The 24,814-nt window shown below is 67.4% G+C and carries 20 protein-coding genes; 7 read left to right on the forward strand and 13 right to left on the reverse strand.

Annotation, left to right across the window (positions count from 1 at the left end):
• Window positions 1-66: 66 nt before the first annotated feature.
• The 3 genes from LQD00_RS20310 to LQD00_RS20320 form a co-directional block, all read right to left on the reverse strand.
• Window positions 67-699, reverse strand: a complete 633-nt coding sequence (locus tag LQD00_RS20310) for a SipW-dependent-type signal peptide-containing protein (protein ID WP_232719133.1) — start codon at window positions 697-699, stop codon at window positions 67-69.
• Window positions 700-1,027: 328 nt separating this feature from the next.
• Window positions 1,028-2,293, reverse strand: a complete 1,266-nt coding sequence (locus LQD00_RS20315) for a cutinase family protein (protein WP_232719134.1) — start codon at window positions 2,291-2,293, stop codon at window positions 1,028-1,030.
• 687 nt (window positions 2,294-2,980) lie between these two features.
• Entirely contained in the window at window positions 2,981-5,032 is a 2,052-nt protein-coding gene (locus LQD00_RS20320) for a heavy metal translocating P-type ATPase (protein WP_406567077.1), read from the reverse strand.
• 168 nt (window positions 5,033-5,200) lie between these two features.
• Between LQD00_RS20320 and LQD00_RS20325 the strand changes: the two genes are divergently transcribed.
• Entirely contained in the window at window positions 5,201-6,787 is a 1,587-nt protein-coding gene (locus LQD00_RS20325; RefSeq protein WP_232719135.1) for an HNH endonuclease signature motif containing protein, read from the forward strand.
• Window positions 6,788-6,967: 180 nt separating this feature from the next.
• On the opposite strand, the gene nadC is transcribed toward LQD00_RS20325, so the two are convergent.
• The 4 genes from nadC to LQD00_RS20345 form a co-directional block, all read right to left on the reverse strand.
• On the reverse strand, window positions 6,968-7,870 hold the full coding sequence (gene nadC / locus LQD00_RS20330) for a carboxylating nicotinate-nucleotide diphosphorylase (protein WP_232719136.1): 903 nt from the start codon (window positions 7,868-7,870) through the stop codon (window positions 6,968-6,970).
• Between the two features lie 14 nt (window positions 7,871-7,884).
• Entirely contained in the window at window positions 7,885-8,949 is a 1,065-nt protein-coding gene (nadA, locus tag LQD00_RS20335; protein WP_232719137.1) for a quinolinate synthase NadA, read from the reverse strand.
• Between the two features lie 179 nt (window positions 8,950-9,128).
• Window positions 9,129-9,650, reverse strand: coding sequence for a DUF1990 family protein (locus LQD00_RS20340; RefSeq protein ID WP_232719138.1), 522 nt, complete (start codon window positions 9,648-9,650; stop codon window positions 9,129-9,131).
• Window positions 9,647-9,922, reverse strand: coding sequence for a helix-turn-helix domain-containing protein (locus LQD00_RS20345; protein ID WP_232719139.1), 276 nt, complete (start codon window positions 9,920-9,922; stop codon window positions 9,647-9,649). The genes LQD00_RS20340 and LQD00_RS20345 overlap by 4 nt, the downstream gene beginning before the upstream one ends.
• Before the next feature lie 86 nt (window positions 9,923-10,008).
• On the opposite strand from LQD00_RS20345, the gene map reads away from it, so the two are divergent.
• Window positions 10,009-10,779 carry a type I methionyl aminopeptidase gene (gene map, locus LQD00_RS20350; RefSeq protein ID WP_232719140.1) on the forward strand — a complete coding sequence of 257 codons (771 nt, stop codon included), beginning with the start codon at window positions 10,009-10,011 and terminating at the stop codon, window positions 10,777-10,779.
• Between the two features lie 32 nt (window positions 10,780-10,811).
• Window positions 10,812-11,564 carry an NUDIX hydrolase gene (locus LQD00_RS20355; RefSeq protein ID WP_232719141.1) on the forward strand — a complete coding sequence of 251 codons (753 nt, stop codon included), beginning with the start codon at window positions 10,812-10,814 and terminating at the stop codon, window positions 11,562-11,564.
• Here the strand turns inward: LQD00_RS20355 and LQD00_RS20360 are convergent.
• The 6 genes from LQD00_RS20360 to LQD00_RS20385 are packed head-to-tail and all read right to left on the reverse strand — an operon-like array spanning window position 11,527 to window position 16,820.
• Window positions 11,527-12,153, reverse strand: coding sequence for a DUF2567 domain-containing protein (locus LQD00_RS20360; protein ID WP_232719142.1), 627 nt, complete (start codon window positions 12,151-12,153; stop codon window positions 11,527-11,529). The two genes, LQD00_RS20355 and LQD00_RS20360, sit on opposite strands and share 38 nt — an antisense overlap.
• Window positions 12,150-12,389, reverse strand: coding sequence for a biotin synthase auxiliary protein BsaP (bsaP, locus tag LQD00_RS20365; protein WP_005198868.1), 240 nt, complete (start codon window positions 12,387-12,389; stop codon window positions 12,150-12,152). The genes LQD00_RS20360 and bsaP overlap by 4 nt, the downstream gene beginning before the upstream one ends.
• Before the next feature lie 49 nt (window positions 12,390-12,438).
• Window positions 12,439-13,476, reverse strand: a complete 1,038-nt coding sequence (bioB, locus tag LQD00_RS20370) for a biotin synthase BioB (protein WP_232719143.1) — start codon at window positions 13,474-13,476, stop codon at window positions 12,439-12,441.
• Window positions 13,477-13,528: 52 nt separating this feature from the next.
• On the reverse strand, window positions 13,529-14,296 hold the full coding sequence (gene bioD / locus LQD00_RS20375; protein WP_232719144.1) for a dethiobiotin synthase: 768 nt from the start codon (window positions 14,294-14,296) through the stop codon (window positions 13,529-13,531).
• Window positions 14,293-15,507 carry an 8-amino-7-oxononanoate synthase gene (locus LQD00_RS20380; protein WP_232719145.1) on the reverse strand — a complete coding sequence of 405 codons (1,215 nt, stop codon included), beginning with the start codon at window positions 15,505-15,507 and terminating at the stop codon, window positions 14,293-14,295. Before LQD00_RS20380 ends, bioD begins: the two co-directional genes overlap by 4 nt.
• Window positions 15,504-16,820, reverse strand: coding sequence for an adenosylmethionine--8-amino-7-oxononanoate transaminase (locus LQD00_RS20385; protein ID WP_232719146.1), 1,317 nt, complete (start codon window positions 16,818-16,820; stop codon window positions 15,504-15,506). The genes LQD00_RS20380 and LQD00_RS20385 overlap by 4 nt, the downstream gene beginning before the upstream one ends.
• A 137-nt stretch (window positions 16,821-16,957) precedes the next feature.
• Here LQD00_RS20385 and LQD00_RS20390 point away from each other — a divergent pair, with 137 nt between their 5' ends.
• The 4 genes from LQD00_RS20390 (at window position 16,958) to treY (ending at window position 24,814) form a co-directional block, all read left to right on the forward strand.
• On the forward strand, window positions 16,958-17,515 hold the full coding sequence (locus LQD00_RS20390) for a TetR family transcriptional regulator (RefSeq protein ID WP_232719147.1): 558 nt from the start codon (window positions 16,958-16,960) through the stop codon (window positions 17,513-17,515).
• A gap of 141 nt (window positions 17,516-17,656) precedes the next feature.
• Window positions 17,657-19,834 carry an acyltransferase family protein gene (locus LQD00_RS20395; RefSeq protein WP_232719166.1) on the forward strand — a complete coding sequence of 726 codons (2,178 nt, stop codon included), beginning with the start codon at window positions 17,657-17,659 and terminating at the stop codon, window positions 19,832-19,834.
• A gap of 208 nt (window positions 19,835-20,042) precedes the next feature.
• On the forward strand, window positions 20,043-22,487 hold the full coding sequence (gene glgX / locus LQD00_RS20400; protein WP_232719167.1) for a glycogen debranching protein GlgX: 2,445 nt from the start codon (window positions 20,043-20,045) through the stop codon (window positions 22,485-22,487).
• 20 nt (window positions 22,488-22,507) lie between these two features.
• Window positions 22,508-24,814 (forward strand): malto-oligosyltrehalose synthase, encoded by a 2,307-nt coding sequence (gene treY / locus LQD00_RS20405; protein ID WP_232719148.1) that lies wholly within the window; start codon window positions 22,508-22,510, stop codon window positions 24,812-24,814.

Below are 24,814 nucleotides of genomic sequence, written 5' to 3' on the forward strand. Positions count from 1 at the left end.
AACCCTCGATCCGGCGGCAGCTTCAGGGTTGGAAGGACTACCGCACCGCCGGATCGAGCATGATCATCAGCCGACGCTCTGCGCGCGCATCTCCCAGAGCGCGGTGACACTCGTGTCCGTGATCGCACTCGGGTTGGCGTTCGCCGGGAGGGTCACCTCGAAATCGACGACCTTGGTGCCACCCTTGGGGATCGTGAACTTGGCCGCAGTTGCTGCAGCACCCGTAGCACTCAGCGGCGAATTGCTGAGCAGTGTCGTTGAGCCCTCCTTGATGGTGACCAGCAGAGCCTGGCCGAGGGTGTTCCCGGCATTTGCCGCAGGCTGGATGACGATGTCGGCCGGCATCTTGTTGTGCGTCTCCTTGAGCCAGAACTTGCCCTTGGCAGTCTGACCGGGCATCAGATGCGCTGGATCGACGTTGAGGTCGACGTTGAACGCGATGGGTCCTGAGGTGGTGTTCGTCGCGTACTCGGCGTAAGAGCCCTCGACGCCGCTAGTGCTGCCCTGCACGTTCCACGCCGTATCGCCGATACCGAAGGTTCCGGCACCGAACACGGTGTCGTTCCACGCGGCGAGCGTGACCACCGCGCCGACACCGAGGACTGCACCGGAGGCGAGGATCGCCTTGCGCTTGCGGCTCTTGCGGTTGCGCTCTTCGTCGGTCGGGGGGGCGCTGGTGGGGGTCTGGTTGTTGGTCATCTTCCGTCCATCATTCTGCGGGGGCGTAGCTCATTGCTACTCACGAGTAATTTAGATTGTTTTGCGTTTTTTGTTACCAGTTCTTGCAGATCAATCGTGTGAAGTGACTCACCGCCTTCTGGTCATATGTACCGATTTTCTGGATACGCCCGTTGTCTTATTTGTAGACCGTTCAGACTACTTATTCGATGGTCGTTCGACCCACTTCGTTAGTGTCCCGAAATTTTCGACAATGACCATTGCGATAATGACAATAAGCATTGTTATTCGCGACAATGATCATTGATATTTCGACAACGGTTATTGGCAAACCCGGCCGAACTGTCGACTACTCGGCGTCGCGCTCCGCCTCCGCGTCCGCCTTCTTGATGGTGTCCGCCAGCCAGACGCCCAGCCAGGCGATCGCGCTCCGGCCGGCCTCATCGACGACGAGCTTGGCGTAGTTCGTGTGCGAGTTACCGGAGTAGAAGTCCTTCGCAGTGACGGCGTCACGGATGAGCGACGCGGGGTCGCTGACGGCCTGCTTCGCGACGATCTTGGCCAGTTCCTTGCCGAGCTCCTTGAACTCGGGCGAGATCAGCTCGGACAACACCCCGCTGCCCTTCTTCTCCCCCTCGTCCTCGTCGTCGGAGACATCGACAGCCGTATCCGCCACCAGCGAGGCGAGCTGTTTGCCCAACTCGACAACCTCCTCGGCCGAGACCTCGGTGTCCGGGAGCGACGCCGCTCCGACGCGAGCACCCACCGATCCCACCGCCGTCCACGTCAGCTCCTGGACCTCCCCGACCAGGTTCGCGGTCCGCTCGATGTCCACCCGGTCGAGCACACGGCAGATCGAGGCGCCGACCTTGGCGAGGCCCGTCTGGTCCGGGATGAGGTCGAGGATGCGGGCAGTCTTCGCGTAGTCGACCGTGTCCGCGAGCTTCACGAACGGGCGCAGCTGCGTGTTCACCCGCCCCGCGACCTTGTGGGCCGACCGAAGGTCTCCGACCCCGATGAGCTGCGGCAATCGACCGATATCGGCACCCAGACCGGCGTAGTCGATCCTGGCGATCGCGCCGATGACGTCGATCGCGGTCTCGACGGCGTCCGCCACCTCTTCCGCCCCCTCACTGAGGACGGTGCCGATCTTGCCGAGGACAGGATGGCGCCGCTTGTCGATAGAGCAGTAGAGGTCGGAGGGAGCGCAGATGCTCGTGACCCTCCCGGACAGCTTGCCCATCCCCTCGGGACGCGGATCGGCGATCCCGATTCCGCGCGGCTTCGGACCCACGGTCTTCTGGCCGGCCGTTCCGTTGCCGGGGTCGGCGAGAAGGCCGACCGCGAGCACCCTGTCCGCTGGGATCGGGCCGTCGCCGTTGCCGATCGCCGCGGCGAGATCCCCCGCCGCGTCCGCACCCTGGCTGTAGCCACTGATCGTGAACTTCAGGTCGGGGTAGGCTTCCGCACGGTCGGCGAGCACCTTCGAGGCGTTCGCGATCGCGGTGGCCTTGCTGTCCGCGTACGTCCGCCCGTTGTCGAAGGCGCGGGCCATGTACGGGAGGAAGTAGATGGTCGCCGAGTCGCCGTGTGTCCGCGAGATCGAGTCGGCCACCCCCGCCAGCGCGCCCGTTGCATGGGTGGGATCAGCAGCCGCATCCGTTTCCCAGGTCCCGGGAATGAAGAGATTGAACGTGGGAACCGTCGGAGCCGGAGCGGCGACGCCGGCACCAGCGCCACCGAATGCGGTTGCCGCAACACTCGCGGTGAGCGCTATTCCACCGAGACCGATTGCCCAATGGCGCGCAGATCGAGAGCGGCCGAACTGAGACTGTTTTTCTGTTGTGTCGCACGCGTGGCGGGGCTTACGCGCAGAGGAAGAGCATTTCATGAGGGGATGTCACAAATCTTCACATCGTTGGGGAGATGAAACAACAGGCTCGGATGGAGAGGGACTTTCGTCCCCCTTTTCCGAGCCGTTGTTACTTGCCAGTAGATATGAATATTCGACTATTACGGGACGATTTCAAGAATCCGAGAAAATATTTTCGTCGCACGTAAGGGCCCGTTTCATATACGAAACCGGATGGCATTGCAGCACACTGTATTTCAGATGCTGATGCAGGTAGGCCAGCCTTGGACGGATGACCCTGTGTGAGTGAGGTCACCAGCGTGATGTCGCCGTTCTCGATGACAAACCCTTCGTGGCGCTCTTCCGCAGATACCAAGCAGGGCTCGGAACCGCCGGGCGACAGCGGATTCGAGCCCATGGCACGACAGGCGTCGGGTCATCTGATCGCAGTCAGCGTGACGCTTGCCGATCGGGAGACAGATCGAGCCGACGGAGCAGCTGGGCATTGAGCGCAACGACAACCGTCGACACCGACATCAAGATCGCACCCACGCTCATCGGCAACACGAATCCGATCGGCGCCAACACACCGGCGGCGAGTGGGACCGAGATCAGGTTGTACCCGGCCGCCCACCACAGGTTCTGCACCATCTTCCGGTAGCTCGCCCGGGACAACTCGATCACCGAGAGCACCGACCGCGGGTCCGAGGACGCCAGGATCACACCCGCGGAGGCGATGGCGACGTCGGTACCGGCTCCGATGGCGATGCCGACGTCGGCCTGCGCGAGTGCCGGCGCATCATTCACCCCGTCACCCACCATCGCGACCCGCTTGCCCTCGCGCTGCAGTTCGGCCACCTTCTCGGCTTTGTCCTCCGGCCGAACACCGGCATAGACGCGGTCGATCCCCAGCACCCGTGCCACATCCTCGGCCACCGCCCGCGCATCCCCGGTGACCATCACCGCCTCGACCCCACGACGCCGGAGACCGTCGACCGCCTCGAGCGACTCCGGTCGCACCTCGTCGGTCAGTGTTAAGGCGCCGACGACCTCACCCTCGGCGATCACATGAAGGATGATCGCTCCTTCGTCACGCCAGGCCCTGGCGATCGGGAGCTCTGAGACACCCTGTCTGTCGAGCAATCTCGGCCCGCCCACCGCGACGGACATTCCGTTGACGCGCGCCGAGACACCCACCGCAGGCGACGAGGTGAAGTCCTGCGCCTCCGACACCTTCAGGTCCCGACGCCGGGCAACCTCGACGATCGCAACCGCGAGCGGATGCTCGCTGTCCGCCTCCGCCGACGCGGCCAGCATCAGCACCTCGTCCGATGTACGACCACCCGCGGGTTCGACGGCGCGGACCGTCGGAGCTCCACGGGTCAGCGTCCCGGTCTTGTCGAAGAGCACGGCGTCGACCGACCGCATCGTCTCGAGGGCCAGCCGGTCGGAGATCAGGACTCCCCCACGCGCCGCACGCTCCGTCGCGATCGACACCACCAATGGGATGGCCAGACCCAGAGCATGCGGGCAGGCGATGACGAGCACCGTGATCACCCGGACGACCGCCGAGTCGGGCATGCGCACCGACGTCCAGACGACCGCCGTGACAGCCGCCGCGGCGAGGGCGAACCAGAAGAGCCAGCCGGCGGCGCGGTCGGCAAGACGTTGAGCCCGCGACGACGAGGCCTGTGCCTGGGCGATGAGCCGTTCGATCCCGGCCAGCGCGGTGTCGCCACCGATCGCGGTGACCCGGACACGGACCGCGGAATCCGTGGCAACGGTCCCGGCGACCACCCGCTCCCCGACCGATCGTCGGACCGGCCGCGACTCACCGGTGATCGTCGACTCGTCTACATCCGCAGTGCCGTCGATCACTTCCCCGTCGGCCGGGATCGACGCACCGGGCCGAACCAGTACGACGTCGTCGACCTCCAGTTCAGAGACCGGGACGGTGACCACTCCGGCACCGTCGACCTTCTCCGCCTCGTCGGGCAGCAACGCAGCCAGCGAGTCGAGGGCTGACGTCGTCTGGGCCAGCGCCCGCATCTCGACCCAGTGCCCCAGGAGCATGATCACGACGAGGAGCGCCAGCTCCCACCAGAAGTTCAGCTCGCTGTCCAGCAACTCGAGACTCGCGCCCCACGACGCGACGAAGGCAACGGTGATGGCCAGCCCGATGAGCAGCATCATCCCCGGGGCGCGGGACCGAACCTCCGCGACTGCACCGGTCAGGAACGGCCGGCCGCCCCAGAGGTAGATGACGGTGCCCAGTACCGGCGAGATCCACGTGGCCCACCCGTGGTGAGGGAGTGAGTAACCGATCAGGTGGGCGAACATCTCGTTGAACGCCACCGTCGGGATCGCCAGTACCGACATGATCCAGAACAATCGGCGGAAGCGGCCGACGTGGTCGGCGTGACCGCCGTGTTCGCCACCAGCGTGCTGGTGACCTTCGTGCGTACCCATGTAGTGCCCATGATGGGTCGATGTAGCACTCATGCGTCGACTATATACCCCCTACCCGTATGCCGTAAGGGCCAACCTGCGGCCACTCTTTATCAGACGCCACCGACACATTCCACAATCGAAACCGCCTGCGAAATTCGTTGCGAGCCAGCGAGATCACGGGTACAGTCGAACATACATTCGGACGCACGTCTTCGGGGGGTGACCGTCTTGACCGAGATCTCGCAGTCCGACGCCCCGGTTTCGCGCGCCTCTGAACTCGTGCAGGAATTGCACCGGATCACCGCCGAAATCCAGGCCGTCGATCTGACGCAGTGCACGGATGGCGAACTCGTCGACGTCGCGGCCGAGACCGAACGTGCCATCGCGCGACTGAGTTTCGCCGGTGACCGACAGATCGTCGAGGCCACTGAACGAGATCTGCCCCGTAAGACCGGTCACCGCAGCGTCATCCAGTTCATGACTCACCGTTTGCGCGTCGCCGAACCGATCCGACGCCGCAACCAGATGTCCGCCACCGCAACCTTTCCCAGCCACACCGGGGAACAGCTACCGCCGCAACACCCCGCCCTGGCCGAGGCGTTCGCCGGTGGTCGCGTCGGGCCTGCGCACGTGCGAGCGGTCGTCGAGGTGCTCGAGCAGATCCCGCACGCCGTCGACCACGACGTGAAAGTCGCCGCCGAACGGCAGATGGCCGAGATCGCCGTCGATCACACCCCGGCCGACATCGCTGCCCTCGGTGCGCGGCTACTCGCTCACCTCGATCCCGACGGCACACTCGCCGACGACACCGACCGCAAACGCCGCCGCAACCTGACGGTCCACCGGCAACGTGTCGACGGCACTGCCAAACTGACCGCTAACCTGACTCCGGAACTGCTCGCCCGGGTCACGATGCTGCTCGCCGTGTGGGCCAAACCCGGCATGAACAACCCCGACGACCCCGACTCCCCACACGGCTCGATCGAAGACGCCGACCCCGACGCCGTCGCTGCTGCGGCCGAACGCGATGACCGCACCCCCGCCCAGCTCAACCACGACGCCGTGAACGCACTGCTCAAAGCTGTCTTCGAGGACGGCCTATTGGGTAAGAGTCACCGCGGGTTGCCGACCCAGCTGATCATCAAAGCCGACCTCACCGACCTCCGCCGCGAAGCCGGCTTCGCCACCACCGCCACCGGCACCCTGATCCCCATCCACGAGCTCATCAACATGGTCGCCGACGCCCAACCCTGGCTGGCGGTGTTCAAAGACGCCACCGCCGTCCCGCTCTACTTCGGCCGCGGCAAACGCCTCGCCACCCGCGAACAACGCCTCGCCTCCTTCGCCCGACCCGACGGCGAAAGCTGCTCCACCCCCGGCTGCGGCCTCGCCGCCGCACACGTCGAGATGCATCACGCCCAACTCGACTGGGCCGACGGCGGACTCACCAACATCACCGACCTCGCCCCGGCCTGCCCGAAACACAACCGCATGGTCAGCAACCAACCCGGCGGCTACACCACCCGCATGGTGCGTGAAGGACCCGACGAAGGCCGCTGCGCCTGGCGGCTCAACGCCGAACCCGGCGCACCGCCCAACCCCGAACGCATCAACCGGCGACCCGACATACCCCGCCGATTCGCCGAACACCTCCAACAAGTGCGCACCGAAATTCACGGACCCGACACCGAGTCCGGCAATGAAACACGCCTCCACCTGCGTGAGGTCATCGACCTCCGCAACGCCTCCGACGCCGAAGCCACCCTCGCCTCACTACTCCTCGCCGCGGCATACCCGCGTGCGTGACGAGTCCCGAGGGATGGTCGCCAGCCCTTCGTGGCTCGTCGCTACGCTCCTCGCACCTCAGGGAGCAGGGAGTGGTCGTCGACTTCGATACGCTCCTTCGTCGCTACTCAGCCCAGCGGCTACGCTCCTCGCACCTCAGGGAGCGAAAGTGTAGCGCCCGCAACCAGTTTGCCAAGCTGATTACGGCGCGGGGATGTCCAACCCGAGGTCGAGCACGGTGACCGAGTGGGTGAGCGCACCGACGGCGAGGTAGTCGACACCCGTGCGGGCGTAGTCTGCGGCGACGTCGAGCGTCAGGCCGCCGGAGCTCTCCAGCTTGGTCTGCGGCGATTTGGTGTTGCGCCGCTGCACGGCCATCTGGGTTTCCCACGGCTCGAAGTTGTCGAGCAGCACGAGCTGGGGCTCGAGCGGCAGAACCTCGTCGAGCTGGGACAGGGAATCGACCTCGACCTCCACCGGCAGACCCGGAGCCGCCGCTCGGACCGCTTCGAGCGCCGCTGCGACCGAACCGGCGGCGACGACGTGGTTGTCCTTGATGAGGGCGGCATCGCCGAGACCCATGCGGTGATTGACTCCCCCGCCCGCGCGGACCGCGTACTTCTGCAGCAGTCGCAGACCGGGCAGCGTCTTGCGGGAGTCACGAATCTGCGCCGACGTGCCTGCAACCGCGTCCACCCACGCGCGCGTCGCGGTGGCGATCCCCGACAGATGGCAGATGAGGTTCAGCGCAGTGCGTTCCGCCGTCAGGAGCGCGGCCGTCGGAGCGTGGACGCGCAGGACGGTGGCACCGGGTTGGACGACACTGCCGTCGGTGACGGCGTCCGTCACCTCGAAGTTGCCCTCGCCGATGACCTCGTCGAACACCGCGATCATCACCGGCACACCGGCGATGACGCCATGTGCGCGGCTGACGATCGCGGCATCGACGACAGCGCCGGCCGGGACGGTCGACGTCGTGGTGACGTCGGGTCCATACCGCAGATCCTCGTCGAGCGCGGTGCGGATCAGAGCACGGATCTCATCGTCGACGACCAGTTCCAATGCGCCGCCGGCCGAGGACTGACCGATGAAACCCTCACTCACAGCAGAGCTTCCGGTCACTCGCCCGAACCCGGGTTACCGATTGCGATCATCCGCTCGACGCTCTTGCGGGCCTTCTCCGCGACGTCGGCGTCGACGAACACCTCGTCGCGACCCTCACGCAGGCAGCGCAGCAGCGCAGCCGGGGTGATCATCTTCATGTAGGGGCACGACGCGCGGTCGTTCACGGCCTGGAAGTCGACGCCCGGTGCGGCCTTGCGCAGCTGGTGAAGCATGCCGACCTCGGTGGCGACGAGAATCTGCCTGGCGCCGGTCTCACGGGCAGCATCGAGCATCCCGCCGGTCGAGAGGATCTTCACACGGTCCTCGGGCACGGCGCCCTCGCCGGCCAGGTAGAGAGCCGAAGTGGCGCAGCCACATTCGGGGTGGATGAACAGGTCGGCATCGGGGTGCGACGCGGCCTGATCGGCCAGCTCGTCACCGTTGATGCCGGCGTGCACGTGACACTCCCCCGCCCAGATGTGGATGTTGTCGCGACCGGTCTCACGCTTGACGTGCGCACCGAGGAACTGGTCCGGGAGGAACAGCACGTCGCGATCGGGATCGATCGAGGCGACCACGTCGACGGCGTTCGACGAGGTGCAGCAGATGTCGGTCAGGCCCTTCACCTCTGCGGTGGTGTTCACGTAGGACACCACGAGCGCATCCGGGAACTCGGCCTTCCAGGCACGCAGTTCGTCGGCGGTGATCGAGTCGGCCAGTGAGCAACCGGCGCGCTCGTCCGGGATGAGGACGCGCTTCTCGGGGCTGAGGATCTTGGCGGTCTCCGCCATGAAGTGGACGCCGCAGAAGATGATCTCGTCGGAGTCGACCTCGGCCGCGATACGCGACAGGGCGAGAGAATCACCGACGTGGTCGGCGACGTCCTGGATGGCGGGAAGCTGGTAGTTGTGCGCGAGCAGGGTCGCGTTGCGGGCACGGGCGAGGCGTCGGACCTCGTCTGCCCACTCCTGGGTCGGTTCCACACCGGTGTAGCCGCCCGGTGCGTCGAACCATTCGGCATCGAGGAGCCCGGCTGCTGGCGCGGTCACGGCCGCCGGGCGATCACTGGTGATGCTCATTGCCACTCCTCTGGCTGTCCCGGCGGACGTCTACGACCACCGGGTCATCGGTGTCCCCGGAGCACGGGCCGTGTGTCCGAGGCAGGGTTTTCGACTCATGGTCGAAAACGCTATGCATCGTAACATTCACCACATCCCGTCCATTCCCGTCGCCCTTCCGGCAGGACACGCACCACCGGTCAGGAGCACATCAGGGCGTCGAGGTACCGCTCGGTGATCCTCGACTGCGCGATCCGTCCGATCGGCCCGCCGAGCCGCGTGAACCAACGACCGGGGCGGGAGAACGCGACGATGTGCGCGACCACGGAGTCATCCGGGAGCCGCTCGACCCAGAACCGCTCCTCCCCGATCTCGGGATGACCGGGCAAAGTCCCGTAGGCGAAGCCGCGCTCAGCCCCCGATTCGGTCGACGCCGAATCGATCACCTCGATGACCCGACACACGGCGGAGATGTTCACCGGCCCGAGCCCCAGCCGCATCGTCACCGTCGCACCGACCTCGGCAGCCGGGGTCGAGGCGTCGACGCCGATCCCTGCGTGACGATGCATGTCCCAGTTCAGGATTCGTTCTGCAGCCGCAGTGAAGCACTGCTCGCCCACACCGATCACGCGCGAGCGACGCAGATGGTGGTAACCCGCCGGCAGCTCCCCGGCGGTCGCACCGACCTCGTCGTAGGTGAGGCCCGACGGGTGCGGGGTCACCCGGCGCGCGCCACCTCGGCGTCGATACCCGTGTCATCGATGACGCGGGCCAGGTCGTCGAGCGACGTGTCCAGCGACCGCGCGAGTGCGGCGATCGTGGCGAAGGCGGGCGTCGGCATGCGGCCTGTCTCGATCTTGCGCAGCGTCTCCGGGGAGATCCCGGCACTGACGGCCACCTCACCGAGTGGACGGGCGCCGCGGAGTTCGCGCAGCCGGGCACCCAGACGGCGACCGGCGGCGATCTGTTCCGGGGTCAACGGGTTGCGGACCATGAGCGAAGCCTAGCGGATCCGGTATAGGTATACCGAACATGTGGTATTTCTATACCGGAGCAACACTCAAACAGAGGGGAACCAGAATGGTCGAGCTGAAGTCACCGTCCGAGGTCGACGCCATGGCGGTGACCGGCGCGTTCATCGCCGACCTGCTCGCCGACCTCGCGGAACGGGCCGACGTCGGCGTCAATCTCCTCGACCTCGAGCAGCGCGCCCGCGACCTGATCGCCGAGCGCGGTGCGAAGTCCTGCTACTGGGACTACTCGCCTTCGTTCGGCCGCGGCCCCTTCCGCAACGTCATCTGCCTGTCGGTGAACGACGCGGTCCTGCACGGACTCCCCCACGACTACGTCCTGGCCGACGGCGACCTGCTGTCCATGGACATCGCGGTCTCGATCGACGGCTGGGTCGCCGACTCCGCGCGCAGCGTCATCGTCGGCACACCTCGCCCGGAGGATCAGCGTCTCGTCCAGGCCACCGAAGAGGCCCTGGCCGCGGCCATCGACGCCGCCCGCCCCGACGCCCGGCTCGGCGACATCTCCGCAGCGATCGGAGCCGTCGCCAAGTCCTACGGCTACCGCGTCAACACGGAGTTCGGCGGCCACGGCCTCGGTCGCACGATGCACGAGGACCCGCACGTGGCGAACATCGGCAAGGCCGGTCGCGGCATGAAACTGCGACCCGGACTGACACTGGCGCTCGAACCCTGGTTCACGCTCGGCACCGAACGCATCAAGTTCGACGCCGATGGTTGGACGATCCGCTCGTTCGACGGCTCCCGCGGCGCCCACAGCGAACACACGATCGCCGTCACCGACGGCGCGGCACGCGTGTTGACGTCGTCGGTTCGCTGAGCACGGGGCGGCGGACCCATACAATCGACGCCATGCCAGCCGCCGGGTCCGATCCCTCCAGCTCCGACGGCTCACCAGCATCGACCAACGGCACGGTTCTGCGGGTCGAGGTCCTCAGCGTCGTCTTCCAGGTCCGCACCCCGCCGTCCGCGGACGGCAGTGACGTCCACCCCGCGCTCTGCGTCCTGCTCTCGCGCACCGACACCGAACCCGGTCGCTGGTCGCTGCCCGGTGGCGATGTCGCCGGCGACGAGACGTTGTCGGTGATCGCCCGACGCCTCGTCGCCGACACGATGGACGTCCGCGACATCGCCCATCTCGAGCAGTTGTCGGTCTTCTCCGATCCGGGACGTGTTCCCGGCGTCCGCACGATCGCGTCGACCTACATGGGTCTCGTCCGCTCGGACAGCCCGGTGACCCTGCCCGAGGGGGCGGCCTGGTTCGCCGTCGACGCGTTGCCGCCGGTGGCCTTCGACCATGCCGCGATCATCGACACCGCGCGACATCGGCTGGCGGCCAAGCTCTCCTACACCAACATCGCCTTCGCGCTGGCCCCGAAGCAGTTCCCGATGTCGGAGCTGTCGGAGATCTATTGCGCCGCACTCGGTTACCCGGTGGACACGACCAATCTGCTGCGAATCCTGAGCCGACGCGCCGTCGTGGTGTCCACCGGCACCGTCGGCAAGACGGGCCGTTCCGGCGGTCGGCCGCCGGCGCTCTACGCCTTCGCCGACAACGAACTACGCGTCACGGATGAGTTCGCGACGCTGCGTCCGCCGATGTGAGGTCCGATCCGACCGGATCGCCGTCGAGGTGACCGTCGTCGAGATCTCCGACGCCGAGGTCTGCAGTGCGTGAGGACAACACGCAGACGAGATAGATGAGCGCGAAGGCGAACGGCGCGCAGATGAGCAGCGTCCAGGGGGCACTGTGTCCGGCACGCGTACCACCGTCGAGCCACAGGTCGGGTACCACGCGGTACACGGACTCCACTGGCAGTCCGGCGATGTCGTCGTCGAATCGGAGGCCCGCCAGCCACATTCCGAGCTGCGCGCCGATCGCCGATCCCGCCACCGTGCCGATAGCGGGGACGAGGAAACCGGTGACACCGCGCCACGGCCGCGCCGCCGCCCACGCGACGAGTGCGGCGACGCCGCCGTAGGTGAACATGATCAGTGCGAAGGCGCCGACTCCGCCGAATTCGGTGGAGATGTCATCGCGGGTCAAACCCTCCAGGACGACGCCGGTGGTCGGCGGTGTCACCAGCGCCCAGATCGCGCCGGCGACCGCGCCGAGCACGATGACCACCGCGGTCACCGTGAGCAGGGTCGTGACCGAGCGGGCGGGACGCCGCCCGGACACCCGATTACTCACCGACGACCCAGCTCGGCCGAATCGACCGTCCCGTGACGGGAGCACCGGGCGCTCCAGCCGTCGGGACGCACCTGCACGACCATGCGGCGTCCGCACTGTCCGCAGAAGCGCGGCGGTTCAAGCCCCAGTCGCGCGGCCGGCGGGATGGCGTCGGGTGCCTGCAGTTCCAGTTCGAGGCCGGTGTACACGCCGAACCTGCACGGTTCGGCGAGCGGCCCCGGGACGGTGTCGATCATGAGTGAACACGCTACCGATCGTCTGAGATTGTCGGGAGTGGCAGAGACGTCAGATCGTGTCGTTGAGCGACTTGATCGGCATCGACAGGTCGCTGAGGAGGTCGAGGTCGTCCTCCGCGGGCCGGCCGAGCGTCGTCAGGTAGTTGCCGACGATGACGGCGTTGATGCCGCCGAGGATGCCCTGCTTGGCGCCCAGGTCGCCCAGGGTGATCTCGCGGCCACCGGCGAAACGCAGGATGGTGCGCGGCAGGGCGAGACGGAAAGCGGCCACCGACTTCAGCGCCTCCGACGCCGGCAGCACCTCGAGATCGCCGAAGGGCGTACCCGGGCGCGGGTTGAGGAAGTTCAACGGCACCTCGTCGGGCTCGAGGGCAGCCAGATCGGCGGCGAACTCGGCACGCTGTTCGAGGCTCTCCCCCATGCCGAGGATGCCGCCGCAGCACACCTCCATGCCGGCTTCGCGGACCATGCGCAGCGTGTCCCAGCGCTCCTCCCAGGTGTGGGTGGTGACGACGTTCGGGAAGTGGCTGCGCGCGGTCTCGAGGTTGTGGTTGTAGCGGTGCACCCCCATGTCGCGGAGCTGGTCGACCTGCTCCTGGGTGAGCATGCCGAGGCTGCAGGCGATCTGGATGTCGACCTCGTTGCGGATGGCCTCGATGCCGGCCGCGACCTGGCTCAGCAGACGCTTGTCGGGTCCACGGACGGCGGCGACGATGCAGAACTCGGTCGCACCGGTCTTGGCGGTCTGCTTGGCGGCCTCCACCAGCGACGGGATGTCGATCCAAGCGCTGCGCACCGGAGAGGCGAAAAGACCCGACTGCGAACAGAAGTGGCAGTCCTCGGGGCAGCCGCCGGTCTTCAGCGAGATGATGCCTTCGACCTCGACCTCTGGTCCGCACCACTTCATGCGCACTTCGTGGGCGAGCTGCAGCAGCTCGGTCAGACGATCGTCGTCCAGGCGCAGTACGGCCAGGACCTGCTCGCGGTCGAGTGGTTCGCCGCGCCCGAGCACCTGTTCACGGGCGATGACGAGGATGTCGTCGGACGTCTGTGCGTCGCGGGTCGTATCGACGGTTGCCTGGGTCACGGGCTGAACTCCTTGTACTGGAACGGATCTGGTTCGGGTGGGCTGGAACGGTCTACGAGGTCTGGGCGAACGAGGTGGAGGCGAGCGAGGTCGGCCGGCCGTCGAGTGAACCGCCGAGCCAGTCGGGGTCGAACCACGACGGGGCGGTTCGACGGAAGTCCGCGGGATCGAGCGCGGCGGCACCGGCGGGCAGCACGCCCACCACCCGGACGCCGGTGATCCGCGGGAGGTCGGACCGGTTGCAGCGCATGGCGAGGTCGGGCTCCTCCGGCCACCAGCCGATCACGAGTCCGGCGGGACGGAGCCCCCGTGCACGGACCGCATCCACGGTCAGCTCGGCGTGGTTGAGGGCACCGAGGCCCGGAGCCACGACGATGACCACGCCGTCATCGGTGCCCGGCGCCAGGGTCTCGGCGGCCACGTCGAGAATCGTGGCGGACTCCCCCAGCCGCACCAGCACACCGCCGGCACCTTCGACGACGGTGAGGTCGTGGGTGGACGCGAGGTCGTCGACGGCGCGCACGATGACGGCCGGATCGGCGAGCGGCATACCTGCACGCCGCGCCGCGGTGTCCGGCGCGAGCGGCTCCGGGTAGCGGTAGGACTCGACCGTCGTCACGTCCCCCGCGAGGCGCGAGACCTCCACGAGGTCACCGGGTTCGCCTGGGGCAACACCGGTTTGGACGGGTTTGCACACGGCGACGGTGGTTGCGCGTGCCGCAGCGGCGAGGGCGGCGGTGACCACCGTCTTGCCGACGTCGGTGGAGGTGCCGGTGACGGCGAGGACGCGACCGCGGGTCGACGGTGTCGGCGCGCTCATCGGGCACCCACCTCCCGCAGCGCAGCGTCGACCACCTCGGCGACGTGGTCGAGGGTCGCGGCGTCGAGGTCGGCCCGCACGGTGATCCGCAGCCGCGACGTTCCCGGCGGGACCGACGGCGGGCGGAAGCATCCGACGAGGACTCCGCGGTCACGGCAGGCCGCGGCCGCTTCGACGGCACGCTGCGGGTCGCCGACGATGATCGAGATGACCGCGGCGGCAGGCTCGTCGACGCCGCAGGCGCGCGCCAGGTGACGAGCGTTGTCCAGCAACCGGTCCGGCAGCGCCGGGTCGGCACGAAGTATCTGCAATGCGGCACGAGCCGCGCCGACCGCCGCCGGATTGAGTCCGGTGTCGAAGATGAACGGACGCGCGCAGTCGATCAGGTGCGACCGTAGGGCCTCCGGTCCGAGGACCACCCCGCCCTGCGCCCCGAATGACTTGGACAGCACCGTGGTGACCACCAGGTCGGGAGCGCCGGAAAGTCCCTGTTCGGCAACGAGTCCCCGGCCGCCCGGGCCGCGAACGCCGACGGCGTGGGCCTCGTCGACGAGCAGCACCGCGCCGTGCGCGCGGGCTGCGGCGTACAGGTCGGCGACGGGCGCCGGCTCACCGTCGATGCTGTAGACCGAGTCGGTGACCACCAGCGCCCGCTCCTCGGTGCGGTCGGCGAGTGCAGCCCGCACGGCCTCGTGATCGCCGCGGTCGACGACGACCACGCGCGCCCGGGACAGGCGGCACCCGTCGATCAGCGATGCGTGACTGCCGGTGTCGCTCACGATGAGATCGCCGCGACCGGCCAACGCGGTGACTGCGCCGACATTGGCGAGGTAACCTGACGAAAAGGCCAGCGCGGCAGGGAAACCGAGGAAGTCGGCGAGTTCGTTCTCGAGGTCGACGTGCGCCTGGGTGGTTCCGACGACGAGTCTCGACGCCGTCGATCCGCCGCCCCACTGCGCCGCCGCGGCCTGCGCCCCGGCGATGACGTCGGGGTGCGTCGACAACCCGAGGTAATCGTTCGATCCGAGGTTGATGGCGTCGACTCCGACTCGTCGGACATGGGGGTCACGGTGCAGACCGGCGTCGGCACGGTCGCGTGCGGCACCGGCGAGCCACGAGAGTCCGACCTCACCCGAGTTGACCCCGCCCGACGTGATGCCGCCTGACGTGATGCCGCCGCCGACCGCCGATTGCCCCGAGGTGATGGTCATGACCGTGCTCCCACGAGTTCGGAAGGTGCAGAGACTGTTTCGGCGAGCGTCGCCCGGACGGCGGCGGAGATCCCGCGGACGATCGTCGCCACGTCCTCGGGGGTGCAGACGAAGGGCGGCATCGTGTAGACGAGGTTGCGGAAGGGCCGGAGCCACGCACCGGCATCGATCGCGGCCGCGGTGGCCGCGGACATGTCGACGGGACGATCGAGTTCGACGACACCGATCGCACCGTGCACCCGGACGTCGACGACGCCGTCGAGTTCGCGCAGTGGCGCCAGCCCCTCGGCGAGGACGGCGCCGATCTGCGCCACGCGTTCGGCCCAGGGCGTCTCCAGCAGCAGCTCGATGGCGGCGACGGCCACCGCGCAGGCAAGCGGGTTGGCCATGAAGGTCGGGCCGTGGGCGAGTCCGCCGGCCTCCCCCGCGCTGATGACCTCGGCGATGTGGGAGGTGCAGAGTGTTGCGGCGAGCGTCATGTACCCACCGGTCAGGGCTTTGCCGACGCACATGATGTCGGGGGCGACGTCTGCGGCGTCGGCGGCGAAGAGTGTTCCGGTACGGCCGAATCCGGTGGCGATCTCGTCGAAGATCAGCAGGATGCCGTGACGGTCGCAGATGTCACGCAGGGCGGTCAGATATGCAGGGTCGTGGAAGCGCATACCGCCGGCTCCCTGGACGACAGGCTCGACGATGACCGCGGCGAGTTCGTCGCGGTGTTCCCGGACCGCGGCCTCCAGCCTGGCCACGTACTCCGAGCGGAAGTCGGCCGGGGGCGCGTCGACGAAGATCTGCTGAGTGAGGACCGCCGACCACATCGAGTGCATGCCGCCGTCGGGATCGCAGACGCTCATCGGCGTGAAGGTGTCGCCGTGGTAGCCACCACGCCAGGTCAGCAGCCGGGTGCGCCGCGTCTCCCCGCGGCTTCGCCAGTACTGCAACGCCATCTTGGCCGCGACCTCCACCGAGACCGATCCCGAGTCGCAGAAGAACACTTTCTGCAGCCCTTCGGGGGTGAGTTCGACGAGGAGTTGAGCGAGCCGCGCGGCGGGTTCGTGGGTGAGGCCACCGAACATCACATGCGACATCCGCCCCATCTGGACGGCGGCCGCGGCGTCGAGGCGCGGGTGCCGGTAGCCGTGGATCGCGGCCCACCAGGAACTCATGCCGTCGACCACCGATCGTCCGTCGGCCAGTTCGAGGTGAACCCCAGACGCCGAGGCGACCACCAGCGGTCGGGTCGTCGCGGGCAGCGCCCCGTAGGGATGCCAGATGTGCTCGGCGTCGACACGGCTGATCTCGGCCTGGTCCACGGCGCGCTCCTCCTGATGCTCTCTCCCCGGATCGCCTGGACACCGTCCAGGATTCCTGAACACCGTACAGGGGATGCCTGGACGGTGTACAGGTGACTCGCGCAGACCGCTCCGATCGGGGTCACTACGCTGACCGCGTGAGCAACAGCCGCACCGACGTCCTCCGCGCTGCCCGCGACATCCTGCGCGAACACAGCCTGGCCGACCTGTCGATGCGCCGGCTCGCCACCGAACTCGGGGTCCGCCCCAATGCCCTCTACTGGCATTTCCCCAACAAACAGACCCTGCTGGCCGCTCTGGCCGACGACATCCTCGGCGCGGTCACGATCCCGGCCACCGACCTGGCGTGGGACGAGCGGCTGCGCCTGCTCGCCACCGGGATGCGCGCGGCCCTGCTGGAGGTACCCGACAGCGCCGAGGTCGTGTCGTCGAGCTGGGCCAGCGGACTGTCCACCAAGGCCATCGCCGCCGACATCGTCGCGGCCGGACATGCCGGCGGGCTCTCGCTGCGGGACGCGGAGGCCGTCAGCGTCGCGATCTGTCAGCTCGTCATCGGCCTGACCATCGAGGAACAGACCCGCGCACAGATGGAACGCCTCGGCGTCATCGAACCGTCGGGCCGCGACTTCACCGGCGAGTTCTTCGACGGGCTGACGATCATCCTCGACGGCGCCCGCACCCGAGCACGTCGCTGACGACCCGAACCCGGTGACCAAGTCCACCGGGTGTCGCAGCCCCCACGACTCAGGAATTCACAGCTTCGGCGGGTACATTGCTACCCGGCCGAAACCGTTCCCGACCCGAAAGACCTCTCTGTGGCATCGACGACTCGAGTAGTGGAGCCGGAGTCGGCCCCCTCGACGCCGACGACCCCTGCCTACCGCACCGACCTCGACGGTCTACGCGGCATCGCGATCACCCTCGTGGCCTGCTTCCACGTGTGGTTCGGAAAAGTCTCCGGCGGCGTCGACGTCTTTCTCACCCTGTCGGGATACTTCTTCCTCGGTTCGCTCCTCCGGCATGCGATCTACGCGCAGAAACCGAACGTCACCTTCCGCGACACCCTCAACCCGTGGCCGCGGCTGAAACGACTGCTCAAGCGACTCCTGCCCGCCCTGATCACCGTCTTGCTCGCGGTCACGGTGCTCACCGTCGTCATCCTGCCGCAGACCCGCTGGGCCAACGTCGGCCACGAGGTCGTGGCGAGCGCTCTGTACTACCAGAACTGGTACCTGGCGCTGAACTCGCAGGACTACCTGGCCGCGAGTTCGGCCAACAGTCCCCTGCAGCACATCTGGTCGATGTCGATGCAGGGACAGTTCTTCCTGCTGACCCTGCTGGTCGCCCTGGCGTTCGCCGGCGTCCTCAAGGTCCTCGCACGCTTCGCGCGCCCGTTCGCCGAGCCGCGGGTCATCCGGTTCCTGGTCTTCGCGGCGGTCCTCGTCGTCGCGCTGGGGTCGTTCTGGTGGGCCCACCGCGGCATGGCGATCAACCAGCCCTACAACTACTACTCGACGATCTCGCGATTGTGGGAACCGCTGGTCGGCGGCCTGCTCGCCATCTGGCTGCCGAGCCTGCGCGTGCCCAACTGGGTGCGCAACCTCGCCACGATCGGCGGACTCGCGCTCATCGTCAGCTGCGGCTGGTGGATCGACGGCGTCAACGAGTACCCGGGTCCGATGGCACTCGTCCCCGTCGGTGCGACGCTGCTCATCATCTGGGCGGGCGCGACCGCACTACAGAAGGCTCCGCACGGCTCGCACGCCGCGCCGGACGAGATGCCGTCCGTCAACCGCATGCTCGCGAGCACCTGGCCGGTGTGGCTGGGCACCATCGCCTACTCGCTGTACCTGTGGCACTGGCCGCTGCTGATCTTCTATCTGACCTGGCGGGACAAGAACCACGCGAACTTCCTCGAGGGAGTCGGCATCCTCGCGGTGTCGATCGGTGTCGCATGGCTCACCAAACGCTACGTCGAGGACCCGCTCCGCGGCGGTGACCGGGCGGCCCTCACACGGGGGAACCGCGAAGGACGTTCCCGTTGGTTGTCCTACACCTCGGTGGTGACGGCGATCCTGCTGCTCGGCAGCGTGGTGGCGGGAGTCGGCATCAAGGTGTGGGAGAACCACGTCGACAACATCGTCGTCGACACCAAGAACCTCGACCCGCGGTCGTACCCCGGGGCGCGTGCACTGCTCGACGGCTGGCCGGTCCCCGCGCTCGATCCGCAGCCGTCCGCGCTGGAAGTGATCCAGGACTACCCGGAGACCTCCACCGACGGATACATGAGCGACTTCACCGACAACGAGATCCACGTGGGTGAGTACGGCGACCCGAACGCCACCCGCACGATCGCGCTGGCCGGCGGATCGCACGCGGAGATGTGGATCTCCGCGCTCGACACCCTCGGCAAGCGCAACGGGTTCAAGGTCAAGACCTACCTGAAGATGGGTTGCCCGCTGTCGACCAACGAGGTCCCCAAGCAGCGCGGCGTCCCCTACCCCGAGTGTTACGACTGGGGCCAGCGGGTCATCGAACAGGTCATCGCCGACAAGCCCGACGCGGTGTTCACCAACTCGACCCGCCCGCGCGACTATCAGCCGGGCGACTGGGTACCGCCGGACTACACCCCGATCTTCGACCGCTTCCTCGACGCCGGCATCCCGGTGTTCGGCATGCGGGACACGCCGTGGCCGAAGAACCGCAAGGGCACCATCGACACGCCCATCTGCCTCGCCGACGGCGGCGACGCGGAGAGCTGCGGTTCGCGCCGTGCCGCCGTCCTCGCCCCCGAGGACCCGGCGCTCGAGCTGGCCGCCACCCGACCGGACTTCCATCCGCTGGACATGTCGAGGGGCATCTGCACCGACGACTTCTGCCCCGCGATCGTCGGCAACATCACCGTCTACAAGGACCCGCATCACCTCTCGGCAACGTTTGTCCGGAGTCTCACCGACGAGCTCGGCCGGCAGATGGAGGCCCAACTGCCCTGGACCGGCCCACGGGTACCGTGACCTGCGTCTTTCGCAACCTGTCCAGCCCCGCGTATAAGTCGTCCCACCAACCGGCCGTTTCGGGCGGATGATCGCTGTCCGAGATGACCGCCTGACGCAACACGACTAGGGTCGACCCATGACGTCGTCTCCGCAGGTGGGCAGTAACGCTTCGCCGACCGAGGGTGAACAACCGGACCCGAGCACGACCGACACCCCGCCGGTGCCCATGCCGGACGACCCGGTCCAGGCCGATGCGCTCGTCGAACCCGAACCCGCACCCATCCCGGTGTGGCCGGGTACCCCGTATCCGCTCGGAGCGACATACGACGGTGCGGGAACGAACTTCTCGCTGTTCTCCGAGGTCGCCGAGGCCGTCGAGCTGTGCCTCATCGATCGGGACGGCAAGGAACGGCGTATCCGGCTCGAAGAGGTCGACGGTTACTGCTGGCACTGCTACCTGCCGAACGTGGTGCCGGGACAGTTCTACGGCTTCCGCGTGTACGGCCCCTACGACCCTGCGCGGGGACTGCGATGCGACCCGAGCAAACTGCTTCTCGACCCGTACGGCAAAGCTTTCCACGGCGACTTCGACGGCGACGCCTCGCTGTTCTCCTATCCGCTGCCGACCCCAGACGACGCCGAGGCCTCGACCGAGGACTCCGGCGAAGAGCCTGCGGCGGACACCGGCGAAACCGAGGGCGGCGATACGGAGGGCGGCAACGCGGCCAGCGAGAACGACCCCAAGGACACCGACGCCGATGAGGTGGTCGCCGAAGCCGGCGACACCGAAGCCGCGAGCGTTGCCTCCGCCGGCGATGCAGCCGCCGACGACGACGCCGGCACCGAAGCCACCGATGATGCGGAACCTCTTGAGCTCGAGCCTCTTCCGGAGATCGAGCCCGCCCCTGAGTACCCGATGCCCGGGCTCGACTCGCTGGGACACACGATGGTCTCGGTGGTCATCAACCCGTACTTCGACTGGCAGAACGACCGGTCGCCCAACCGTCCCTATCACCAGACGGTCATCTACGAGGCCCACGTCAAGGGCATGACCGCCACCCATCCCGGCGTGCCGGAGAACCTGCGCGGCACCTATGCGGGCCTCTGTCATCCGGTGATCATCGACCATCTGAAGTCGCTGGGGATCACGGCGATCGAACTGATGCCGGTGCACCAGTTCATGCAGGACTTCACCCTCCGCGACCAGGGCCTACGAAACTACTGGGGATACAACACCTTCGGCTTCCTCGCCCCGCACATCGAGTACTCGTCGAATCCCGATCAGCCCGCGAGTGCGGTGACCGAGTTCAAGGCGATGGTGCGCGAGTTCCACAACGCCGGCATCGAGGTCATCCTCGACGTGGTCTACAACCACACCGCCGAGGGCAACCACCTCGGGCCGACGGTGTCGTTCCGCGGGATCGACAACGCCGCCTACTACCGTCTCGTGGACGACAACCCCGAGATGTACATGGACTACACGGGTACCGGCAACAGTCTCAACGGTCGGCATCCACACACGCTGCAACTCATCATGGACTCGTTGCGCTACTGGATCCTGGAGATGCACGTCGACGGTTTCCGCTTCGATCTCGCCTCGACCCTGGCCCGCGAGCTCCACGACGTCGACCGCCTCTCGGCGTTCTTCGATCTGGTGCAACAGGATCCGGTGGTGAGCCAGGTGAAGCTGATCGCCGAGCCGTGGGACATCGGCGAGGGCGGTTACCAGGTCGGCAACTTCCCGCCGTTGTGGACCGAGTGGAACGGGAAGTATCGCGACACCGTGCGCGACTACTGGCGCGGCGAGCCGTCGACGCTGGGCGAGTTCGCCTCCCGGCTCACCGGATCGTCGGACCTCTACGAGGCGACCGGCCGGCGCCCGCTCGCGAGCATCAACTTCGTCATTGCCCACGACGGTTTCACCCTGCGTGACCTGGTGTCGTACAACGAGAAACACAACGAGGCCAACGGCGAGGACAACCGCGACGGCGAGAGCCACAACCGCTCCTGGAACTGCGGCGTCGAGGGCCCGACCGACGATCCCGAGATCAACGCCCTGCGTGCCCGGCAGCAGCGCAACATCCTGGCGACGCTGTTCCTGTCGCAGGGCACGCCGATGCTGGCCCACGGTGACGAGATCGGGCGCACCCAGCAGGGCAACAACAACGTGTACTGCCAGGACTCCGAATTGTCCTGGGTGGACTGGTCTCTCGCCGAAGAGAACGCCGATCTGCTGGAGTTCACCCGCAAGGCCATCGCGCTGCGCACCGCGCATCCGGTGTTCCGTCGCCGACGATTCTTCGGCGGCAAGCCGATCCGATGGGGCGATCAGTCCCGGGACATCGCGTGGCTCACCCCCGCCGGGGTGGAGATGACGTCCGAGGACTGGGACAGCGGCTTCGGCAAGAGCCTCGCGGTGTTCTTCAACGGGAAGGGTCTCGGCGAGAAGGACGAGCGGGGCGAGTGGGTCGTCGACGACTCGTTCTTCATCTGCTTCAACGCCCACTACGAACCCATCGAGTTCCATCTACCGCCGGAGCAGTACGGCTCCGAGTGGGTCGGCGAACTCGACACGACCCACCCGACCGGTGACTCGGATCTGACTGCCGCAGCCGGTGATTCGGTGACGGTGGGCGGCCGCTCGGTGCTCGTGCTGCGGGCGACATCCTGAGAGAAGCGGACACAGACACGATGAACACACGTCCGACGCCGCGGGCCACCTACCGCTTCCAGCTCAACGGCGACTTCGGGTTCACCGACGTCACCGCGACACTGGATCACCTCGCCGACCTCGGGGTCAGTCACGTCTACCTGTCCCCCATCGGCACGGCCGCGGCCGGGTCCACCCACGGTTACGACTGGCTCCCGCCGCCCGCCGTCTCCGAAGTCCTCCGGGGCATCGACGGTCTGCGTGAACTACGCCGGGCGGCAACCGATCGCGGGCTCGGCATCATCGTCGACATCGTTCCCAACCACACCGGGGTGGCGGATGCGCTCGCCAACCCGTGGTTCGCGGACCTGCTGCGTCACGGCGCCCGGTCACCCTACGCGTCGTACTTCGACGTCGATCTCAGCGCGGACAACGGTGCCGACGGCAAGATCGCATTACCGGTCGTCGCCGCCGACGGCGACCTGAGTCCACTCAAGATCGACGAGCAGGGCAACCTGCGGTACTACGATCACGCCTTCCCCGTCGCCCCCGGGACCGGTGACGGGAGCCCCGCGGAAGTCCATGCGCGCCAGCACTACAAGCTCGTGCCGTGGAACAGCGGCCTCATCGGATACCGCCGGTTCTTCACCGTCAACGAGCTCGCCGGCCTCCGGCAGGAGGACCCCGCGGTCTACGAGGCCACACACGGTTGGCTGCGAGAGCTCATCGCCGAGGACCTCATCGACGGTGTGCGCGTCGATCATCCGGACGGACTCTGGGACCCCCAGCAGTACCTCCGCACACTGCGCACCGACGTCGGCGACGACCGGTTGATCTACATCGAGAAGATCCTCGCCCCGGATGAGCCTCTCGAACCGACGCTGCCGGTCGAGGGCACCACCGGCTACGACCAGCTGCGGATCATCGACGGTTTGTTCGTGGCACCGTCGGGCGTCGTCCAGCTTACCGAGCTCAACGAGCACATCACCGGGGAAACCGGCGACGCAACGTGGTTCGCATCGGTGGAACATCAGCGCAAACTGACGACGCTGCGCGAGTCCTTCCCCACCGAACTCCGACGACTCGTGCGGACGATCACCCATTCCGACCCGGCGGCCGATTCCGATGCCATCGCCGATGCATGCGCCGAGCTCATCGCCGCGCTCGGTGTCTACCGAGCCGACTATCCGTCCCTGCGGTCGCGCCTGGAGACGACCGCCGTGCGGATCGCCGCCGAGAACCCCTCGCTGACACGAGCACTCGATGCCATCATGCGCGCCACCCGGAGTCCCGGTGCCGCGGCCTCACGGCTGGCGCAGACCTGTGGTGCGGTGACCGCGAAGAGCGTCGAGGACAGCCTGTTCTACCGCACGGCCCGCCTGGTGTCGGCGCAGGAGGTGGGCGGCGATCCGGCGAACCCGGCGGTGTCGCTCAACGAGTTCCACGACCACAACGCCGAACGTGCCCGCCACTGGCCGCTGGCGATGACCGCGACGTCGACGCACGACACCAAGCGGGGCGAGGACGTCCGCGCCCGGATCGCCGTCCTCTCCCAGGTCCCCGAACGCTGGTCGCTCCTGATCGAACGCGTCTGGCTGGGGACCGACATCCCGGACAACCTGGCGTGCTATTTCCTGCTGCAGAACATCTTCGGCGTGTGGCCGCTCGACGGTGAGGTCACCGACGAACTGCGTGCGCGCATCGTCGAGTACGCACGCAAGGCCTGCCGCGAGGCCGGACTCAGGACCACGTGGACCGAGGTCGACGAGAAGTTCGAAGACGCCATCGAGCGGTGGATAGACCAGGTCACCACCGAACCGATCGCAACCGCAGTTCGCGAGCTGATCGACCGGACCACCCCGGCCTTCGAGCAGGAAGCGCTCGCGCGCAAGGCCATCGCTCTTCTCGGACCCGGCGTCCCGGACATCTATCAGGGCACCGAATGGTGGGAGGACTCGCTCGTCGACCCGGACAACCGGCGGCCGGTGGATTTCGGTCGGTCCCTGGAACATCCGAAGGCCGAGCTCGTGCGGACCGCACTCGGAGTCCGCGCCGGGCATCCCGAGGCTTTCGGTCCGGCGAGTACGTACGACCGCCTGCCGGTCGACGGTCCGGCCTCCGATCACGCGATCGCCTTCAGCCGCGGGGCCGAGGACGCACCCGAGGTCGTCGTGGTCACCGCACGGTTCACCCACAGCCTCAAGCCCGAATCGGCGGCCGAGACCGTCATCGAGCTGCCGCGCGGCGCTCGTTGGCGCGATGTCCGGACCGGAACAGTCCACGACGCGACGGTCGACCTGAACGCCGTGCGCGCCGACCACCCGGTCGCGATCCTCGTCCGCGACTGA

The organism is Gordonia metallireducens, assembly GCF_021245825.1.
GTDB lineage: Bacteria > Actinomycetota > Actinomycetes > Mycobacteriales > Mycobacteriaceae > Gordonia > Gordonia namibiensis.